At 55.3% G+C, this 19,814-nt stretch carries 16 protein-coding genes; 14 read left to right on the top strand and 2 right to left on the bottom strand.

Features of this window, described 5'->3' with window-relative positions:
* Positions 1-4 precede the first annotated feature (4 nt).
* Positions 5-1,837 (top strand): SLC13 family permease, encoded by a 1,833-nt coding sequence (locus DOU50_RS23465; RefSeq protein ID WP_061714714.1) that lies wholly within the window; start codon positions 5-7, stop codon positions 1,835-1,837.
* A gap of 80 nt (positions 1,838-1,917) precedes the next feature.
* Here DOU50_RS23465 and yfbR read toward each other — a convergent pair whose 3' ends face one another.
* Together yfbR and alaA are read right to left on the bottom strand one after the other, a co-directional pair.
* Positions 1,918-2,517: a 5'-deoxynucleotidase gene (gene yfbR / locus DOU50_RS23470; RefSeq protein ID WP_024908967.1), complete on the bottom strand. Its 600-nt coding sequence runs from the start codon at positions 2,515-2,517 to the stop codon at positions 1,918-1,920.
* 94 nt (positions 2,518-2,611) lie between these two features.
* Positions 2,612-3,826 (bottom strand): alanine transaminase AlaA, encoded by a 1,215-nt coding sequence (gene alaA, locus DOU50_RS23475; RefSeq protein WP_008500204.1) that lies wholly within the window; start codon positions 3,824-3,826, stop codon positions 2,612-2,614.
* Between the two features lie 938 nt (positions 3,827-4,764).
* Between alaA and lrhA the strand changes: the two genes are divergently transcribed.
* The 13 genes from lrhA (at position 4,765) to nuoM (ending at position 19,809) form a co-directional block, all read left to right on the top strand.
* Positions 4,765-5,703, top strand: coding sequence for a transcriptional regulator LrhA (lrhA, locus tag DOU50_RS23480; RefSeq protein ID WP_021241557.1), 939 nt, complete (start codon positions 4,765-4,767; stop codon positions 5,701-5,703).
* A 629-nt stretch (positions 5,704-6,332) separates the two neighbouring features.
* Entirely contained in the window at positions 6,333-6,773 is a 441-nt protein-coding gene (gene nuoA / locus DOU50_RS23485; protein WP_006176516.1) for an NADH-quinone oxidoreductase subunit NuoA, read from the top strand.
* 15 nt (positions 6,774-6,788) lie between these two features.
* On the top strand, positions 6,789-7,463 hold the full coding sequence (gene nuoB, locus DOU50_RS23490) for an NADH-quinone oxidoreductase subunit NuoB (RefSeq protein ID WP_003861482.1): 675 nt from the start codon (positions 6,789-6,791) through the stop codon (positions 7,461-7,463).
* 89 nt (positions 7,464-7,552) lie between these two features.
* Positions 7,553-9,355, top strand: coding sequence for an NADH-quinone oxidoreductase subunit C/D (gene nuoC / locus DOU50_RS23495; RefSeq protein ID WP_023312537.1), 1,803 nt, complete (start codon positions 7,553-7,555; stop codon positions 9,353-9,355).
* 2 nt (positions 9,356-9,357) lie between these two features.
* Positions 9,358-9,858, top strand: coding sequence for an NADH-quinone oxidoreductase subunit NuoE (nuoE, locus tag DOU50_RS23500; RefSeq protein WP_006176513.1), 501 nt, complete (start codon positions 9,358-9,360; stop codon positions 9,856-9,858).
* A complete protein-coding gene (nuoF, locus tag DOU50_RS23505) occupies positions 9,855-11,192 on the top strand; it encodes an NADH-quinone oxidoreductase subunit NuoF (RefSeq protein ID WP_148770474.1) in 1,338 nt (445 codons plus the stop codon). Before nuoE ends, nuoF begins: the two co-directional genes overlap by 4 nt.
* A 55-nt stretch (positions 11,193-11,247) precedes the next feature.
* Complete coding sequence (gene nuoG / locus DOU50_RS23510; protein ID WP_148770476.1) at positions 11,248-13,971, top strand: NADH-quinone oxidoreductase subunit NuoG; 2,724 nt, start codon at positions 11,248-11,250, stop codon at positions 13,969-13,971.
* Complete coding sequence (nuoH, locus tag DOU50_RS23515) at positions 13,968-14,945, top strand: NADH-quinone oxidoreductase subunit NuoH (RefSeq protein ID WP_008500211.1); 978 nt, start codon at positions 13,968-13,970, stop codon at positions 14,943-14,945. Before nuoG ends, nuoH begins: the two co-directional genes overlap by 4 nt.
* 13 nt (positions 14,946-14,958) lie before the next feature.
* Positions 14,959-15,501: an NADH-quinone oxidoreductase subunit NuoI gene (gene nuoI, locus DOU50_RS23520; protein WP_003861491.1), complete on the top strand. Its 543-nt coding sequence runs from the start codon at positions 14,959-14,961 to the stop codon at positions 15,499-15,501.
* Between the two features lie 10 nt (positions 15,502-15,511).
* Complete coding sequence (gene nuoJ, locus DOU50_RS23525; RefSeq protein ID WP_008500212.1) at positions 15,512-16,066, top strand: NADH-quinone oxidoreductase subunit J; 555 nt, start codon at positions 15,512-15,514, stop codon at positions 16,064-16,066.
* The gene (gene nuoK, locus DOU50_RS23530) at positions 16,063-16,365 is read left to right on the top strand and encodes an NADH-quinone oxidoreductase subunit NuoK (protein WP_003861496.1); all 303 of its coding nucleotides are present in this window, start codon (positions 16,063-16,065) and stop codon (positions 16,363-16,365) included. Before nuoJ ends, nuoK begins: the two co-directional genes overlap by 4 nt.
* Entirely contained in the window at positions 16,362-18,203 is a 1,842-nt protein-coding gene (gene nuoL / locus DOU50_RS23535; RefSeq protein WP_148770478.1) for an NADH-quinone oxidoreductase subunit L, read from the top strand. Before nuoK ends, nuoL begins: the two co-directional genes overlap by 4 nt.
* A gap of 76 nt (positions 18,204-18,279) precedes the next feature.
* On the top strand, positions 18,280-19,809 hold the full coding sequence (gene nuoM / locus DOU50_RS23540) for an NADH-quinone oxidoreductase subunit M (RefSeq protein WP_024908970.1): 1,530 nt from the start codon (positions 18,280-18,282) through the stop codon (positions 19,807-19,809).
* Positions 19,810-19,814 lie beyond the last annotated feature (5 nt).

Raw genomic sequence — 19,814 nt, forward strand, 5'->3', positions numbered from 1 at the left:
AGTTGTGAACGGTGAACTGATTTGGGTCCTGAGCCTGCTTTTAATCGCCATCCTTCTTTTTGCAACGGGCAAGGTACGCATGGACGCCGTCGCCCTGTTTGTCATCGTCGCGTTTGTGCTGAGCGGTACGCTCACGCTACCGGAAGCCTTCTCCGGATTTAGCGATCCCAACGTTATCCTGATTGCTGCCCTGTTTATCATCGGCGATGGGCTGGTGCGCACCGGTGTGGCGACCATCATGGGGTCGTGGCTGGTGAAGGTGGCGGGCAACAGCGAAACCAAAATGCTGATCTACCTGATGGTGACCGTCGCCGGGCTGGGGGCGTTTATGAGCTCCACGGGCGTGGTCGCCATCTTTATCCCGGTGGTGCTGAGCGTCTCCATGCGGATGCAGAGCTCGCCGTCACGCCTGATGATGCCTCTGAGTTTTGCCGGTTTGATCAGCGGCATGATGACGCTGGTGGCAACGCCGCCGAACCTGGTCGTCAACAGCGAACTGATCCGCGAAGGATTTGAGGGCTTCAGCTTTTTCAGCGTCACCCCGCTGGGGCTGGTCATTCTGGTATTGGGCGTGGTCTACATGCTGCTGACCCGGTTTGCCCTGAAAGGTGAAAAACAGGAAAAAAATAAGGAAGGGTGGAAGCGACGCACCTTCCGCGATTTGATTAAAGAGTACCGCCTTACCGGGCGCGCGCGCCGTCTGGCTATTCGTCCTGGCTCGCCGATGGTGGGGCAGCGGCTGGATGACCTGAAGCTGCGTGAGCGCTATGGCGCGAATGTGATCGGCGTAGAGCGCTGGCGTCGTTTTCGCCGGGTGATTGTCAACGTCAACGGGGTGTCGGAATTCCGCGCACGGGACGTCCTCCTGATTGATATGTCCACCGCGGACGTGGATCTGCGCGAGTTTTGCAGCGAACAGCTGCTGGAACCAATGGTGTTGCGCGGGGAGTATTTCTCCGATCAGGCGCTGGATGTTGGCATGGCCGAAGTATCGCTCATCCCTGAATCGGAACTGTTGGGCAAAACCGTGCGGGAAATGGGGTTCCGAACCCGCTATGGCCTGAACGTCGTGGGGCTGAAGCGCGATGGCGTAGCGATGGAAGGTGCAGTGGTGGATGAACCGATCCTGCTGGGCGATATTTTTCTCGTCGTCGGTAACTGGAAGCTGATAAGCCAGCTCGGGCAAAAAGGGCGTGATTTTGTGGTGCTCAACATGCCTGTTGAGGAGAGCGACGCCTCCCCGGCCCACAGCCAGGCCCCGCACGCAATTTTCTGTCTGGTGCTGATGGTGGCGCTGATGCTGACCGATGAGATCCCCAATCCGGTCGCGGCAATTATTGCCTGCCTGTTGATGGGCAAATTCCGCTGTATTGACGCCGAAAGCGCCTATAAAGCCATTCACTGGCCGAGCATTATTCTCATTGTCGGGATGATGCCCTTCGCCCTGGCGCTGCAAAAAACCGGCGGGGTGGATCTGATCGTTAAAGGCTTAATGGACGTGGGCGGCGGGTATGGGCCTTATATGATGATGGTCTGCCTGTTTATCATGTGCGCCACTATCGGTCTGTTTATCTCCAATACCGCGACGGCGGTACTGATGGCGCCGATTGCGCTGGCGATGGCCAAATCCATGGGCGTGTCGCCGTATCCTTTTGCGATGATGGTCGCAATGGCGGCCTCAGCGGCATTTATGACGCCAGTTTCTTCACCTGTGAACACGCTGGTGCTGGGGCCGGGGAACTACACATTCAGTGATTTCGTGAAGCTGGGCGTGCCGTTCACCGTGCTGGTGATGGTGGTATGCGTGATATTGATACCGGTTCTGTTCCCGTTCTGAGCATTTTGCCGGGTGGCGGCTACGCCTTACCCGGCCTACAATCCCGTAGGCCCTGCAAGCGCAGCGCCGCTGGGCGAAAATCAGAGTGGCGAATCCTGGCTAATCTCATCCAGCGACAGATGGAAGCTCGGTACAAACACCTGCATAAAGTAATCCATCTCTTCGCTGCGGCGGGATTCCAGCGTTTTTTCCAGACGCGTTTTTGCCAGTAAAAATTCGTTATTCCCCGCGGACAACTCTTCCAGACACTTGAGGTAGGCGCAGAGCGCGTCGGCCTGTTTGACCAGCGACTTTTCATCTTCCGTGTACTGATGCTCATCGATGAGCGGCTCAAAGATGTCGCGCAGTTCTTCAGGCACCATGTCAATCAGCTTCTGCTGGGCAATTTTCTCGATGGCCTTATATTCCTGCGCAATCTGCGAGTTGAAATACTTTACCGGCGTAGGCAGATCGCCGGTCAGCACTTCTGACGCATCGTGGTACATCGCCAGCAGGGCAATGCGCTCTGGATTGACCTGACCGTTGAATTTGCGGTTTTTAATGGCGGCCAGTGCGTGAGCAACCATCGCAACCTGCAGGCTGTGCTCTGACACATTTTCCGTGCGGACATTGCGCATCAGCGGCCAGCGGTTGATGAGTTTCAGGCGGGAGAGGTGGGCAAAGAAATGACTCTGACTCATAGGGTACCTTTTGTCTTCACTGCGACAGGCGTTCATTGTGCGGGGAGGGGAGGGAAGATGCAAATCAGGCTACCGAAGTAGCCTGATTTTAAGATTACTGATGGTATCCGGAGAGGAAGCGCCCGAAGCGGCTGATGGCCATTTCCAGATCATCTTCGCGCGGCAGCGTCACGATACGCACGTGATCCGGCCACGGCCAGTTAAACGCCGTACCCTGAACCAGCAGCACTTTTTCCTGGAGCAGGAAATCGAGCACCATTTTCTGGTCGTCATGAATATTAAAGCGCTTCGCGTCAATTTTCGGGAACATGTAGAGCGCGCCATTCGGCTTCACGCAGGAGACGCCAGGAATATCGTTGATCAGTTCCCACGCACGGTTGCGCTGTTCGTACAGGCGACCACCGGGAACGATGAACTCGCTAATGCTCTGATAGCCACCCAGCGCCGTCTGGATCGCGTGCTGCGCCGGAACGTTGGCGCATAAACGCATGGAGGCCAGCATCTCCAGCCCTTCAATATAGCCTTTGGCGTGCTTTTTCGGACCGTTCAGTACCATCCAGCCCTGACGGAAACCGGCCACGCGATAGGTTTTAGACAGGCCGTTAAAGGTGACGGTCAGCAGATCCGGGGCCAGCGCAGCGATTGAGTGGTGCTGTGCCGCGTCGTACAGGATCTTGTCGTAGATTTCGTCGGCGAAAATGATCAGGTTGTGCTGACGGGCCAGCTCGACGATCTCCATCAGCAGCTCTTTCGAGTATACCGCGCCCGTTGGGTTGTTCGGGTTAATGATCACGATGCCGCGCGTGCGGGGCGTAATTTTCGCGCGAATATCATCGAGGTCCGGGAACCAGTCAGAGGACTCGTCGCACAGGTAGTGCACCGCTTTACCGCTGGACAGTGACACGGCTGCCGTCCACAGCGGATAGTCCGGCGCGGGTACCAGCATTTCGTCACCGCTGTTCAGCAGTGCCTGCATCGCCTGCACGATCAGTTCGGAGACGCCGTTGCCGATATAGATATCTTCAACGGTAACATCACGCATACCGCGTGCCTGGTAGTGCTGCATGATGGCTTTACGTGCGGAGTAAAGTCCTTTTGAATCGCAATAGCCTTGTGCAGTCGGAAGGTTGCGGATCACATCAACCAGAATTTCATCCGGCGCTTCAAAACCAAATGGCGCTGGGTTACCAATGTTGAGTTTCAGAACCTTGTTGCCTTCTTCTTCAAGGCGTTTTGCCTCTTTTAGAACCGGGCCGCGGATGTCATAACAGACGTTATCTAGCTTGCTGGATTTTTCGATAGGGGACATGAACCTTTAACCTTTTCGCTATGATTGCCACTCCCTGCCGTGGAAGTCAGCACGGAATAATGTACTCCCCCCTCGCTTCGTTTTGAAGGGTGTGCAGTAGAAGATTTTGTGCCGGGAGCAAAATTTTGATAAATCTTTTTCTCTGGGTGTATGCTTTTATGCTGGCTTAAAGTTGTGCGCATGGTGCCATATTGGGTTAAATGTGCTATTCATTTGTCAAAATTGTGTATATTGTGCTGGTAAAAATAGGTGGGAAGCAGGACAAAGGTGGCAATCACCCTGAGTGACATTTCGTTAAACCTGAATGCTTGATACCTGTTTCTGTAATAGCATGCTGTGGCTAAAAGTTACTCATGTGAAATTAATGTTAAGTGCCATTAATGAATGGTCTTAATCTAAATTAAAATTTATTTATTATTAACCTAAAAAATGCAACTTTAGTTAATTCTAATAAAATTAGTTTAGAAGCTTAACATTCTTCTTTAATCCTCAATATTGCAATAAGACTTATAAATAAAGTGGATTTGGGTTAAGATGTCTTCCAGGAAAGCAGAGTGCAGATACACGTTTTTTGTATATCTGTGACTGGTTTTCCTCATTAATTGATTGTTATTGTTGGAGTTATCTCTGGCTGGAATGTGTCGAACATCTCCTGCTACGTTGACAGCGCTGCGATACAGATGGCAGAAAAGGTGTTATACCTTTAATGTAATTTACATAAACCTGCGAACATCTAAATATCCTGAACGTTTAAGAGAATAAAAATAACGTCATGAAACGTGCTTTCTGACTGTTGATATAAAGCAGCACAATAACTATCTGTCAGGCAGTCTGCCGGGCCGGGATGCGAGGGAAAATCTTCAGAGGGAATTGCTTAACTGTACACACACAGCTTCAACCCGGGCAGCTCCGCACGAGCAACCTGAAAGTGAATAGATATGATAAATGCAAATCGTCCGATAATGAATCTCGACCTCGATCTGCTGAGAACGTTTGTTGCGGTCGCCGATCTCAACACTTTTGCAGCCGCTGCTGCCGCCGTTTGCCGAACTCAGTCTGCCGTCAGCCAGCAAATGCAGCGGCTGGAGCAACTGGTTGGTAAAGAGCTTTTTGCGCGTCATGGGCGTAATAAGCTCTTAACGGAACACGGTATTCAGCTTCTGGGTTATGCCAGGAAAATTCTTCGCTTTAATGATGAAGCATGTATGTCATTAATGTTTAGCAACCTTCAAGGGGTGCTAACGTTAGGCGCATCTGATGAGTCAGCGGATACTATATTGCCGTTTCTACTCAATCGTATTAGTTCGGTTTATCCGAAGCTTGCGCTGGACGTTAGCGTAAAGCGTAATGCCTTTATGGTTGAGATGTTAAATGAGAATAAAGTTGACCTGGTGGTCACCACGCATCGTCCCGGGCAGTTTGACTGCCTGACGCTGCGTACATCGCCTACGCACTGGTATTGCGCGGCCGAATATGTGCTGCAAAAAGGGGAGCCGGTTCCACTGGTCTTACTGGATGACCCGAGCCCGTTCCGCGATATGGTGCTCACGGCACTGAATGAGGCCAACATTCCGTGGCGTCTGGCGTATGTGGCTTCCACGCTGCCAGCGGTCCGTGCTGCCGTGAAGGCCGGTCTGGGTGTGACGGCCCGTCCGGTTGAGATGATGAGCCCCGATCTGCGCGTCCTGGGAAAATCCGATGGTCTTCCTGCGCTGCCGGATACGGAGTATCTGCTCTGCCACAATTCGTCCAGCCATAACGAGTTGGCCAAAGTGGTGTTCGAGGCGATGGAAAACTACCATAACCCGTGGCAGTTCGAACGCGTTACCTCCGAAGGGGGGGATGATTCCCTGATCGTTGAAGGGGATTTCGAGTGATCGATAGCTCAAAATTCTGGTAACAAAATGTAAGTGTAAAAAAAGCCACTCGTGTGATTTTCACATGCAGTGGCTTTTTTTTAGCAAAAATATCCGCTTATGGCGTATGGATTTTCAGGATACTTCATATTTATCAACATGCTAAATGCTTTTGCTTAAAACTTGTCCGTTTTCCGTTCTAACTTCAACCACATCCCTCCCATGTTAAAAAAACAGGAAATATGTTGCCGTTTTCCTGGTTGAATTAACAAAAGCGTGTCACAGATCAAGAAAATACTCCTATTTGGGGGGAGGAATCGTTGGCAAATCCTGTCAAAATAGGAGGGTTATTTTTTTTACTTCCGAAACGGACACGATTCAACAACATACATTTGACGGAAAGTCATGCACCCACCAGGGTTAAAGGGCACCAAATGTTAATGAGAATCGCTCGATGTAATTTAATGTGAAGAAACCTTTGTTAAAGTTGACAATAGGTTATAGAAAGGAGTAAAAAACCCCATCATTTTGCTGTCTACGTCTCATTTCTGACAGTTAGTGTAAGGTTATTTGTTCCTCCCCATGAATCGATGTGATGCCCATCTGCCAGCAAGAGCAGTGTCGTTGGTATCACTTTTGATGAGTAAGCAATGAGTATGTCAACATCCACAGAAGTCATCGCTCATCACTGGGCATTCGCAATCTTTCTTATTGTAGCCATTGGCCTGTGCTGCCTGATGTTAGTCGGCGGCTGGTTCCTGGGCGGTCGCGCCCGTGCAAGGCACAAAAACACACCTTTCGAATCAGGTATTGATTCAGTAGGTACCGCTCGCTTACGCCTGTCTGCCAAGTTCTATCTGGTAGCCATGTTCTTCGTCATCTTCGACGTGGAAGCGCTTTACCTTTTCGCATGGTCAACTTCCATCCGCGAAAGTGGTTGGGTGGGCTTTGTCGAGGCCGCAATTTTCATTTTAGTGCTACTGGCCGGTCTGGTTTATCTGGTGCGTATTGGCGCGCTTGACTGGACGCCTGCGCGTTCACGTCGTGAACACATCAATCCGGAAAACAGTATCTCTAATCGTCAGCAGTAACAGCGAGGCAATAAGATGGATTATACGCTCACCCGCATAGATCCTAACGGTGAGAATGACCGTTACCCCCTGCAAAAACAGGAGATCGTAACCGACCCCCTGGAGCAAGAAGTCAATAAAAGCGTGTACATGGGCAAACTCGAACATGCCATGCACGATATGGTCAACTGGGGTCGTAAGAACTCCATCTGGCCGTACAACTTTGGCCTTTCTTGCTGCTACGTTGAAATGGTGACGTCATTCACTGCGGTGCATGACGTTGCGCGTTTTGGGGCCGAGGTACTGCGTGCTTCACCACGTCAGGCTGACCTGATGGTGGTAGCCGGTACCTGCTTTACCAAGATGGCACCTGTTATTCAGCGTCTTTATGACCAGATGCTGGAGCCTAAATGGGTTATCTCCATGGGCGCATGTGCAAACTCTGGCGGTATGTACGACATCTATTCCGTCGTGCAGGGCGTAGATAAATTTATCCCAGTGGATGTGTACATCCCGGGTTGTCCGCCACGTCCGGAAGCTTACATGCAGGCGCTGATGCTGCTGCAGGAGTCTATCGGTAAAGAACGTCGCCCACTGTCGTGGGTTGTTGGCGATCAGGGTGTGTATCGCGCGAACATGCAGTCTGAGCGCGAGCGTAAACGTGGTGAACGTATTGCCGTCACCAATCTGCGTACGCCTGACGAAATTTAATTTGCGCCTGTAGGCCTGGAGAACACCTTCGCATATCACTACTCAAATAGCGCGAAGCCAGGCTCAACAGTCACCACGGACCATTTGCAATGGTGAACAATATGACCGACTTAACCGCGCAAGAAGCCGCCTGGCAGACCCGGGATCATCTGGATGACCCAGTCATTGGCGAACTGCGCAACCGTTTTGGGCCGGATGCCTTTACTGTTCAGGCTACCCGCACCGGGGTACCCGTTGTTTGGGTGAAGCGTGAGCAATTGCTGGAAGTTGTCGATTTCCTCAAGAAATTGCCAAAACCGTACGTCATGCTGTTTGACTTACACGGCATGGATGAACGTCTGCGTACCCACCGCCAGGGTCTCCCTGCTGCGGATTTTTCCGTTTTCTACCACCTGATCTCAATAGACCGTAATACGGATATCATGCTCAAGGTGGCATTGTCTGAAAACGACATGCATCTGCCGACGATCACCAAACTTTTCCCGAACGCCAACTGGTACGAGCGTGAAACCTGGGAAATGTTCGGCATGACCTTTGACGGCCACCCGCACCTGACGCGCATCATGATGCCGCAGACCTGGACAGGCCACCCGCTGCGTAAAGACTACCCGGCACGTGCCACCGAATTCGATCCGTTTGAGCTGACCAAAGCCAAGCAGGATCTGGAGATGGAAGCGCTGACCTTCAAACCGGAAGACTGGGGCATGAAGCGCGGTACCGACAACGAGGACTTCATGTTCCTTAACCTCGGTCCGAACCACCCGTCTGCGCACGGTGCATTCCGTATTATTCTTCAGCTTGATGGCGAAGAGATTGTCGACTGCGTACCTGACATCGGTTACCACCACCGTGGTGCTGAGAAGATGGGCGAGCGTCAGTCCTGGCACAGCTACATTCCGTATACCGACCGTATTGAGTACCTCGGCGGCTGCGTCAACGAGATGCCATACGTGCTGGCCGTTGAGAAACTGGCGGGTATCGTTACGCCGGATCGCGTTAACGTGATTCGCGTCATGCTGTCAGAGCTGTTCCGTATCAACAGCCACCTGCTGTATATCTCCACCTTCATTCAGGACGTCGGCGCGATGACCCCGGTCTTCTTCGCCTTCACCGACCGTCAGAAAATCTACGATCTGGTGGAAGCGATTACCGGTTTCCGTATGCACCCGGCCTGGTTCCGTATCGGCGGTGTGGCACACGATCTGCCGCGCGGCTGGGACCGTCTGCTGCGTGAATTCCTTGACTGGATGCCAAAACGTCTGGCCTCTTACGAGAAAGCCGCGCTGCGCAATACCATCCTGAAAGGCCGTTCCCAGGGCGTTGCTGCCTACGGCGCGAAAGAAGCGCTGGAGTGGGGGACGACAGGTGCAGGTCTGCGTGCGACCGGTATTGATTTCGACGTGCGTAAAGCCCGTCCTTACTCTGGCTACGAGAACTTCGACTTTGAAGTCCCGGTGGGCGGCGGTGTTTCCGACTGCTACACCCGCGTGATGCTGAAAGTAGAAGAGCTGCGCCAGAGTCTGCGCATCCTTGAGCAGTGCCTCAACAACATGCCGGAAGGCCCGTTCAAGGCGGATCACCCGCTGACGACGCCGCCACCGAAAGAGCGCACGCTGCAACATATCGAAACCCTGATCACCCACTTCCTGCAGGTTTCCTGGGGTCCGGTCATGCCGGCGCAAGAATCCTTCCAGATGATTGAAGCGACCAAGGGTATTAACAGTTACTACCTGACCAGTGACGGCAGCACCATGAGCTACCGTACCCGCGTGCGTACGCCGAGCTTTGCGCACCTGCAGCAGATCCCGTCCGCCATCCGCGGCAGTCTGGTCTCCGACCTGATTGTGTATCTGGGTAGTATCGATTTTGTTATGTCAGATGTGGACCGCTAATTATGCACGAGAATCAACAACCACAAACCGAGGCTTTTGAGCTGAGTGAAGCAGAACGTGCCGCTATTGAGCACGAGATGCACCACTACGAAGACCCGCGTGCGGCGTCCATTGAAGCGCTGAAAATCGTACAGAAACAGCGTGGTTGGGTGCCGGATGGGGCGATCTATGAGATCGCGAAAGTGCTGGGTATTCCGGCAAGTGACGTAGAAGGCGTAGCCACGTTCTACAGCCAGATCTTCCGTCAGCCGGTAGGCCGCCATGTGATCCGCTACTGTGACAGTGTAGTCTGCCACATCACCGGTTATCAGGGCATTCAGGCTGCGATTGAGAAGAAGCTCAATATCAAGCCGGGCCAGACCACGTTCGATGGACGCTTTACTCTGCTGCCAACCTGCTGCCTGGGTAACTGCGACAAGGGGCCGACCATGATGATTGATGAGGACACTCACAGCCATCTGACGCCGGAAGCGATTCCTGACCTGCTGGAGCAGTACAAATGAAAACTGTAATTCGTACTGCTGAGACGCATCCGCTGACCTGGCGTCTGCGCGATGACAAACAGCCGGTATGGCTCGACGAATACCAGAGCAAAAACGGCTATGCCGGCGCGCGTAAAGCCCTTGGCGGCATGGCGCCGGACGACATCGTTAACGCGGTAAAAGAGTCTGGCCTGAAAGGCCGCGGCGGCGCGGGCTTCTCCACCGGTCTGAAGTGGAGCCTGATGCCAAAAGACGAATCCATGAATATCCGTTACCTGCTGTGTAACGCCGATGAAATGGAGCCGGGCACCTATAAAGACCGCCTGCTGATGGAACAACTGCCGCACCTGCTGGTGGAAGGCATGCTGATCTCCGCGTTTGCGCTGAAAGCGTACCGTGGCTACATCTTCTTGCGCGGTGAGTACATCGAAGCGGCGGAAAACCTGCGTCGCGCGATTGCCGAAGCCACCGAAGCGGGCCTGCTCGGTAAAAACATCCTGGGCACCGGCTTTGACTTCGAACTGTTCGTGCACACCGGTGCCGGGCGTTATATCTGCGGTGAAGAAACGGCGCTGATTAACTCCCTGGAAGGCCGCCGCGCGAACCCGCGTTCCAAGCCACCGTTCCCGGCAAGCTCCGGCGTATGGGGTAAACCGACCTGCGTAAACAACGTCGAAACCCTGTGTAACGTTCCGGCTATCCTCGCCAACGGCGTGGAGTGGTATCAGGGCATCTCCTTAAGCAAAGATGCCGGTACCAAGCTGATGGGCTTCTCCGGTCGCGTTAAAAATCCTGGCGTCTGGGAACTGCCGTTCGGTACTACCGCACGTGAAATTCTTGAAGACTACGCGGGCGGCATGCGCGATGGCCTGAAATTCAAAGCCTGGCAGCCGGGTGGGGCAGGGACTGACTTCCTGACCGAAGCCCACCTTGACCTGCCGATGGAATTCGAAAGCATTGGTAAAGCAGGCAGCCGTCTGGGTACGGCGCTGGCGATGGCCGTCGACCACGAGATCGGCATGGTCTCGCTGGTGCGTAACCTGGAAGAGTTCTTCGCCCGCGAGTCCTGCGGCTGGTGTACACCGTGCCGTGATGGTCTGCCGTGGAGCGTGAAGATCCTGCGTGCAATCGAACGTGGCGAAGGCCAGCCTGGGGATATCGAGACGCTTGAGCAACTGTGTCGATTCTTAGGCCCGGGTAAAACCTTCTGTGCCCACGCACCGGGTGCCGTCGAACCTCTGCAGAGCGCGATCAAATATTTCCGCGACGAGTTCGAAGCAGGCATCAAGCAGCCGTTCAGCAATACCCATGCGATCAATGGGATTCAGCCGAACCTGCTTAAAGCGCGCTGGTAACGACAAGAATTTTGATTAACGCTCGGTTTCGACCGAGCCAACTGGAAGCATGCTAATGGCTACGATTCATGTAGACGGCAAAGAATACGAAGTCAACGGGGCGGACAACCTGCTGGAAGCTTGTCTGTCTCTTGGCCTCGATATTCCGTACTTTTGCTGGCATCCGGCGCTGGGCAGCGTCGGTGCTTGCCGCCAGTGTGCGGTGAAGCAATATCAAAACGCGGAAGACACGCGTGGTCGCCTGGTGATGTCCTGTATGACGCCAGCCACCGAAGGCACCTTTATTTCGATTGATGACGAAGAAGCCAAACAGTTCCGCGAAAGCGTGGTGGAGTGGTTGATGACCAACCACCCGCACGACTGTCCGGTTTGTGAAGAGGGCGGTAACTGCCACCTTCAGGATATGACCGTGATGACCGGTCACAGCTTCCGTCGCTATCGCTTTACCAAGCGTACCCACCGTAACCAGGACCTGGGGCCGTTCATCTCTCACGAAATGAACCGCTGCATCGCCTGCTACCGCTGCGTGCGTTACTACAAAGACTATGCAGACGGTCAGGATCTGGGCGTGTATGGCGCGCATGACAACGTCTACTTCGGTCGTCCAGAAGACGGCGTGCTGGAGAGCGAATTCTCCGGTAACCTGATAGAAATCTGCCCGACCGGCGTATTCACGGATAAAACCCACTCCGAGCGTTACAACCGTAAATGGGACATGCAGTTTGCGCCAAGCATCTGCCAGCAGTGTTCCCTCGGCTGTAACACCAGCCCGGGTGAGCGCTACGGCGAACTGCGCCGTATCGAAAACCGTTACAACGGTACCGTTAACCACTACTTCCTGTGCGACCGCGGTCGTTTCGGCTATGGCTATGTGAACCTGAAAGACCGTCCGCGTCAGCCGGTTCAGCGCCGTGGCGACGACTTCATTACCCTGAACGCTGAACAGGCGATGCAGGGCGCGGCAGATATTCTGCGCCAGTCGAAGAAAGTGATCGGTATCGGCTCCCCGCGCGCCAGCATCGAAAGCAACTTCGCGCTGCGCGAGCTGGTTGGGGCGGAAAACTTCTATACCGGTATCGCTCAGGGCGAGCAGGAACGTCTGCAGCTGGTACTGAAAGTGCTGCGTGAAGGCGGTATCCATACCCCTGCGCTGCGCGAAATCGAATCCTATGATGCGGTCCTGGTGCTGGGTGAAGACCTGACCCAGACCGGCGCCCGCGCGGCTCTGGCGGTTCGTCAGGCGGTGAAGGGTAAAGCACGTGAAATGGCAGCGGCGCAGAAAGTGGCTGACTGGCAGATTGCGGCGATCCTGAACATCGGCCAGCGCGCGAAGCATCCTCTGTTTGTGACCAACGTCGACAACACCCGTCTGGACGACATCGCGGCGTGGACCTACTGCGCACCGGTTGAAGATCAGGCGCGCCTTGGCTTTGCCATTGCCCACGCGCTGGACAGCAACTCTCCGGCGGTAGAACTGGATCGCGACCTGCAGAACAAGGTCGACGTGATTGTTCAGGCCCTGGCAGGTGCGAAGAAACCGCTGATTATTTCCGGGACCAACGCCGGCAGCGCGGAGATCATTCAGGCGGCAGCCAACGTGGCCAAAGCCCTGAAAGGCCGCGGTGCGGACGTCGGCGTGACCATGATTGCCCGTGCGGTGAACAGCATTGGTCTGGGCATGATCGGCGGCGGCTCGCTGGAAGCTGCGTTAAGCGAACTGGAATCCGGTTCTGCTGACGCCGTTGTGGTGCTGGAAAACGACCTGCATCGCCACGCCTCTGCCGCTCGCGTTGACGCCGCGCTCTCCAAAGCGCCGCTGGTGATGGTCATTGACCATCAGCGCACCGCGATTATGGACAAAGCGCACCTGGTGCTCTCTGCGGCAAGCTTCGCAGAAAGCGACGGTACGGTTATTAACAACGAAGGCCGCGCACAGCGTTTCTTCCAGGTTTATGACCCGGCGTACTACGACAGCAACACCGTGATGCTGGAAAGCTGGCGCTGGCTGCACTCCCTGCACAGCACCGTGCAGAGCCGTGAAGTGGACTGGACGCAGCTCGACCACGTTATCGACGCGGTGGTGGAAAAACTGCCTCAGTTGGCAGGCATTAAAGATGCCGCGCCTGAAGCCAGCTTCCGCATTCGCGGCCAGAAACTGGCGCGTGAACCGCACCGTTACAGCGGCCGTACCGCAATGCGCGCCAATATCAGCGTGCACGAACCGCGCCAGCCGCAGGATAAAGACACCATGTTTGCCTTCTCCATGGAAGGGAACAACCAGCCGTCTGCACCGCGTTCGCAAATCCCGTTCGCATGGGCACCGGGCTGGAACTCCCCGCAGGCATGGAACAAGTTCCAGGCTGAAGTGGGCGGCTCCCTGCGCCACGGCGATCCGGGCGTGCGTCTGATTGAAGCTTCCGAAACCGGTCTGGACTTCTTCACCACCGTACCGGCGAGCTTCCAGGCGCAGGACGGTAGCTGGCGTATTGCGCCGTACTACCACCTGTTCGGTAGCGACGAGCTGTCCCAGCGTTCACCGGTCTTCCAGACCCGTATGCCGCAGCCGTACATCAAGCTTAACCCGGCGGATGCCGCGAAGCTTGGCGTTAACGCGGGTGCGAACATCGCCTTTAGCTATGACGGCCAGACCATCAGCCTGCCGCTGATTATCTCCGAAAGCCTGACAGCAGGGCAGGTCGGTCTGCCGATGGGTATGCCTGGCATCGCGCCGGTTCTGGCGGGTGCGCGTCTTGATAATCTGCAGGAGGCAAAAGCATGAGTTGGTTAACGCCGGATCTTATCGACATCCTGCTGAGCATTCTGAAAGCGATTGTTATCCTGCTGGTGGTGGTCACCTGCGGTGCGTTCATGAGCTTTGGTGAACGTCGTCTGCTCGGTCTGTTCCAGAACCGTTACGGACCGAACCGCGTGGGCTGGGGTGGTTCACTCCAGCTGGTCGCGGACATGATCAAGATGTTCTTTAAAGAGGACTGGATCCCGCGCTTCTCGGATCGCGTGATCTTTACTCTGGCACCGATGATCGCCTTCACCTCGCTGCTGCTGGCGTTTGCTATCGTGCCGGTCAGCCCGACCTGGGTGGTCGCTGACCTGAACATCGGCATTCTGTTCTTCCTGATGATGGCAGGCCTCGCGGTTTACGCGGTCCTGTTCGCAGGCTGGTCCAGTAACAACAAATACTCGCTGCTGGGTGCGATGCGTGCTTCCGCGCAGACCCTGAGCTACGAAGTGTTCCTGGGTCTCTCCCTGATGGGCGTGGTGGCGCAGGCCGGTTCATTCAACATGACCGACATCGTCAACAACCAGGCCGACATCTGGAACGTTATTCCGCAGTTCTTTGGGTTTATTACCTTTGCCATCGCGGGCGTGGCAGTGTGTCACCGTCACCCGTTTGACCAGCCAGAAGCCGAACAGGAACTGGCCGACGGTTACCACATCGAATATTCCGGTATGAAATTCGGTCTGTTCTTCGTGGGCGAGTACATCGGTATCGTCACCATTTCCGCGTTGATGGTAACGCTGTTCTTCGGTGGCTGGCATGGCCCGTTCTTACCGCCGTTCATCTGGTTCGCGCTGAAAACCGCGTTCTTCATGATGATGTTCATTTTGATTCGCGCAGCGTTACCGCGTCCGCGTTATGACCAGGTAATGTCCTTCGGCTGGAAAGTGTGCCTGCCGCTGACGCTCGTCAACTTGTTGGTAACGGCCGCTGTCATTCTCTGGCAGCAGCCATAAGGGGCAATAGACCATGACCTTAAAAGAATTACTGGTAGGCTTCGGTACCCAGGTACGCAGTATCTGGATGATCGGCCTGCACGCGTTTGCCAAACGCGAAACCCGGATGTACCCGGAAGAGCCGGTATATCTGCCGCCGCGCTACCGTGGCCGTATCGTGCTGACGCGCGACCCGGACGGTTCCGAGCGCTGCGTCGCCTGTAACCTGTGTGCGGTAGCGTGCCCGGTCGGCTGTATCTCTCTGCAGAAAGCCGAGACGGTAGACGGCCGCTGGTACCCTGAGTTCTTCCGCATCAACTTCTCACGCTGCATCTTCTGCGGTCTGTGTGAAGAAGCGTGCCCAACCACGGCGATTCAGCTGACTCCAGACTTCGAGCTGGGTGAGTACAAGCGTCAGGACCTGGTGTACGAGAAAGAGGATCTGCTGATTTCCGGTCCGGGCAAATACCCGGAATATAACTTCTACCGGATGGCGGGTATGGCAATCGACGGCAAAGATAAGGGCGAAGCAGAGAACGAAGCTAAGCCTATCGACGTCAAGAGCCTGTTACCGTAAGGAGAGGGCAATGGAATTCGCTTTTTATATCTGTGGCCTTATCGCCATCCTGGCTACGCTGCGAGTGATCACGCACACCAATCCGGTGCATGCGCTGCTGTACTTAATCATCTCGCTGCTGGCCATTTCCGGGGTGTTCTTCGCACTGGGCGCGCACTTCGCCGGTGCGCTGGAAATCATCGTCTACGCCGGGGCCATCATGGTGCTGTTCGTGTTCGTGGTGATGATGCTGAACCTGGGCGGCTCTGAAATTGAGCAGGAACGTCAGTGGTTAAAACCGCAGGTGTGGATCGGCCCGGCAATTTTGTCGGCCATCATGCTGGTGGTGATCGTTTACGCCATTCTGGGTGTTAACGATCAGGGCATCGACGGTACGCCGATTGGCGCGAAAGAGGTGGGTATCACGCTCTTTGGCCCATACGTTCTGGCAGTGGAACTGGCCTCAATGCTGCTGCTGGCAGGTCTGGTTGTGGCTTTCCACGTTGGCCGCGAAGAGCGTGCTGGCGAGGTGCTGAGCAACCGCACTGACGACCGCGCGAAAAGAAAAACGGAGGAGCGCGCATGATCCCCTTAACACATGGACTGATCCTCGCTGCGATTTTATTCGTTCTGGGTCTGACCGGTCTGGTTATCCGCCGCAATCTGCTGTTTATGCTGATCGGGCTGGAAATCATGATTAACGCCTCCGCGCTGGCCTTCGTGGTCGCCGGAAGCTACTGGGGCCAGACCGATGGTCAGGTGATGTACATTCTCGCCATCAGCCTCGCGGCTGCCGAAGCGAGTATTGGCCTGGCGCTGTTGCTGCAGCTCCATCGTCGCCGCCAGAATCTGAACATCGATTCAGTAAGTGAGTTGCGTGGATGAACATGCTTGCCTTAACCATTATTTTTCCGCTGATTGGCTTCGTGCTGCTGGCGTTTTCTCGCGGCCGCTGGTCTGAGAATCTGTCTGCAACCGTCGGCATGGGCTCTGTTGGCCTGGCCGCGCTGGTGACAGCGTATGCGGGTATCGACTTCTTTAACAACGGGCGTCAGCCTTTCAGCGTGCCGCTGTGGACCTGGATGTCGGTCGGTGATTTCAACATCGGTTTCAACCTGGTGCTGGATGGTCTCTCTCTGACCATGCTCTCCGTGGTCACCGGCGTCGGCTTCCTGATCCACATGTTCGCCTCCTGGTATATGCGCGGTGAAGAGGGTTACTCCCGCTTCTTCGCCTACACCAACCTGTTTATCGCCAGCATGGTGGTTCTGGTCCTGGCCGATAACCTGCTGCTGATGTATCTGGGCTGGGAAGGCGTGGGTCTGTGTTCTTACCTGCTGATCGGTTTCTACTATACCGATCCGAAGAATGGCGCAGCGGCCATGAAAGCCTTCGTCGTGACCCGCGTGGGTGATGTCTTCCTCGCTTTCGCGCTGTTCATTCTTTACAACGAACTGGGCACGCTGAACTTCCGCGAAATGGTGGAACTGGCGCCAGCGCACTTCGCCGCAGGCAACAACATGCTGTGGTGGGCAACGCTGATGCTGCTGGGTGGTGCCGTGGGTAAATCCGCACAGCTGCCGTTGCAGACATGGCTGGCCGACGCGATGGCGGGTCCAACCCCTGTCTCCGCGCTGATCCACGCTGCGACCATGGTCACCGCCGGTGTCTACCTGATTGCGCGTACCCATGGCCTGTTCCTGATGACCCCGGAAATTCTGCATCTGGTGGGTATCGTCGGTGCGGTCACGCTGGTGCTGGCAGGCTTTGCCGCGCTGGTGCAGACCGACATCAAACGCGTTCTCGCGTACTCAACCATGAGCCAGATTGGTTACATGTTCCTCGCTCTGGGCGTTCAGGCGTGGGACGCGGCCATTTTCCACCTGATGACGCACGCGTTCTTTAAAGCGCTGCTGTTCCTCTCATCCGGTTCGGTGATCCTGGCCTGCCACCACGAGCAGAACATCTTCAAAATGGGCGGACTGCGTAAGTCCATTCCGCTGGTTTATGTCTGCTTCCTGGTGGGCGGCGCGGCGCTGGCGGCACTGCCGCTGATCACCGCGGGCTTCTTCAGTAAGGACGAAATCCTTGCGGGTGCCATGGCGAATGGTCATATCAATCTGATGGTTGCGGGTCTGGTCGGTGCGTTCATGACCTCCCTGTATACCTTCCGTATGATTTTCATCGTATTCCACGGTAAAGAACAAATTCACGCTCACGCAGGGAAGGGGATTACCCATCACCTGCCGCTGATTGTGCTGCTGGTACTGTCCACCTTCGTTGGCGCGATGATTGTGCCGCCGCTGCAGGGCGTACTGCCAGACACCACTGAGCTTGAGCACGGTCGCGTTCTGACGCTTGAAATCACCTCCGGTGTGGTCGCTATCGCGGGCATCCTGATCGCTGCATGGCTGTGGCTGGGCAAACGTACGCTGGTGACTGCCGTTGCCAACAGTGCGCCAGGCCGCCTGCTGGGCACCTGGTGGTACAACGCGTGGGGCTTCGACTGGCTGTACGACATGATCTTCGTTAAGCCGTTCCTGGGCATTGCGTGGCTGGTGAAGCGCGACCCACTGAACAGCCTGATGAATATCCCGGCGATCCTCTCCCGCTTTGCAGGTAAAGGCCTGCTGTACAGCGAGAACGGTTACCTGCGCTGGTATGTGGCGTCCATGAGCATCGGTGCGGTTGTCGTGCTGGCGCTGCTGATGGTGTTGCGTTGATCGTTAAGTGAATTTTATTCGAATTCGTTGAAAATCAGGCCCCTGCTGGGGGCCTTAAAAAGGAATGTAAATCGCCATGTTACTACCCTGGCTAATATTAATTCCCTTCATCGGCGGCTTCCTGTGCTGGCAGACTGAACGCTTTGGCGTGAAGATGCCGCGCTGGATTGCGCTGATCACCATGGGATTGACGCTCGCGCTTGGCCTGCAACTGTGGTTGCAGGGCGGTTACTCACTGACCCAGTCTGCGGGCATTCCGCAGTGGCAGTCTGAGTTCATCCTGCCGTGGATCCCGCGTTTCGGCATTACGATCCACCTGGCGATTGACGGTCTGTCGCTGCTGATGGTGGTGCTGACCGGTCTGCTCGGCGTTCTGGCGGTACTTTGCTCCTGGCGAGAAATCGAAAAATACCAGGGCTTCTTCCACCTGAACCTAATGTGGATCCTGGGCGGCGTGATCGGCGTGTTCCTTGCCATCGACATGTTCCTGTTCTTCTTCTTCTGGGAGATGATGCTGGTGCCGATGTACTTCCTGATCGCGCTGTGGGGCCACAAGGCGTCCGACGGTAAAACGCGTATCACGGCGGCAACCAAGTTCTTCATCTATACCCAGGCGAGTGGTCTGGTGATGTTGATTGCCATTCTGGCGCTGGTGTTTGTTCACCATAACGCGACCGGAACCTGGACCTTCAACTACGAAGAACTGTTGAAGACGCCAATGTCCCACGGCGTTGAATACCTGCTGATGCTGGGCTTCTTCATCGCCTTCGCGGTGAAAATGCCGGTGGTTCCGCTGCACGGCTGGCTGCCAGACGCGCACTCTCAGGCACCAACGGCGGGTTCCGTTGACCTGGCGGGCATCTTGCTGAAAACGGCGGCCTACGGTCTGCTGCGTTTCGCTCTGCCGCTGTTCCCGAACGCCTCCGCAGAATTCGCACCGATTGCCATGTGGCTGGGTGTGATCGGTATCTTCTACGGTGCCTGGATGGCCTTCACGCAGTACGACATCAAGCGTCTGATTGCCTACACCTCCGTTTCCCACATGGGCTTCGTGCTGATTGCTATCTACACCGGCAGCCAGCTGGCGTACCAGGGGGCGGTGATCCAGATGATTGCGCACGGTCTGTCCGCAGCCGGCCTCTTCATCCTGTGCGGCCAGCTGTATGAACGTCTGCACACCCGCGACATGCGCATGATGGGCGGCCTGTGGAGCAAAATTAAGTGGCTGCCAGCGCTCTCCATGTTCTTCGCGGTGGCGACTCTGGGGATGCCTGGCACCGGTAACTTCGTCGGCGAATTTATGATTCTGTTCGGCAGCTTCAAAGTGGTACCGGTGATTACCGTGATCTCCACCTTTGGTCTGGTGTTCGCTTCCGTCTACTCGCTGGCGATGCTGCACCGCGCGTACTTCGGTAAAGCGAAGAGCGAAATTGCTGCACAAGAACTGCCGGGGATGTCGCTGCGTGAGCTGTTCATCATCCTGCTGCTGGTCGTACTGCTGGTGCTGCTGGGCTTCTTCCCGCAGCCGATTCTGGATACCTCGCACAGCGCGATGGGCAATATCCAGCAGTGGTTTGTTAATTCTGTTTCTACTACAAGGCCGTAATTCGC

Origin of the sequence: Enterobacter sp. C6 (assembly GCF_008122455.1) — a bacterium.
GTDB lineage: Bacteria > Pseudomonadota > Gammaproteobacteria > Enterobacterales > Enterobacteriaceae > Enterobacter > Enterobacter pseudoroggenkampii.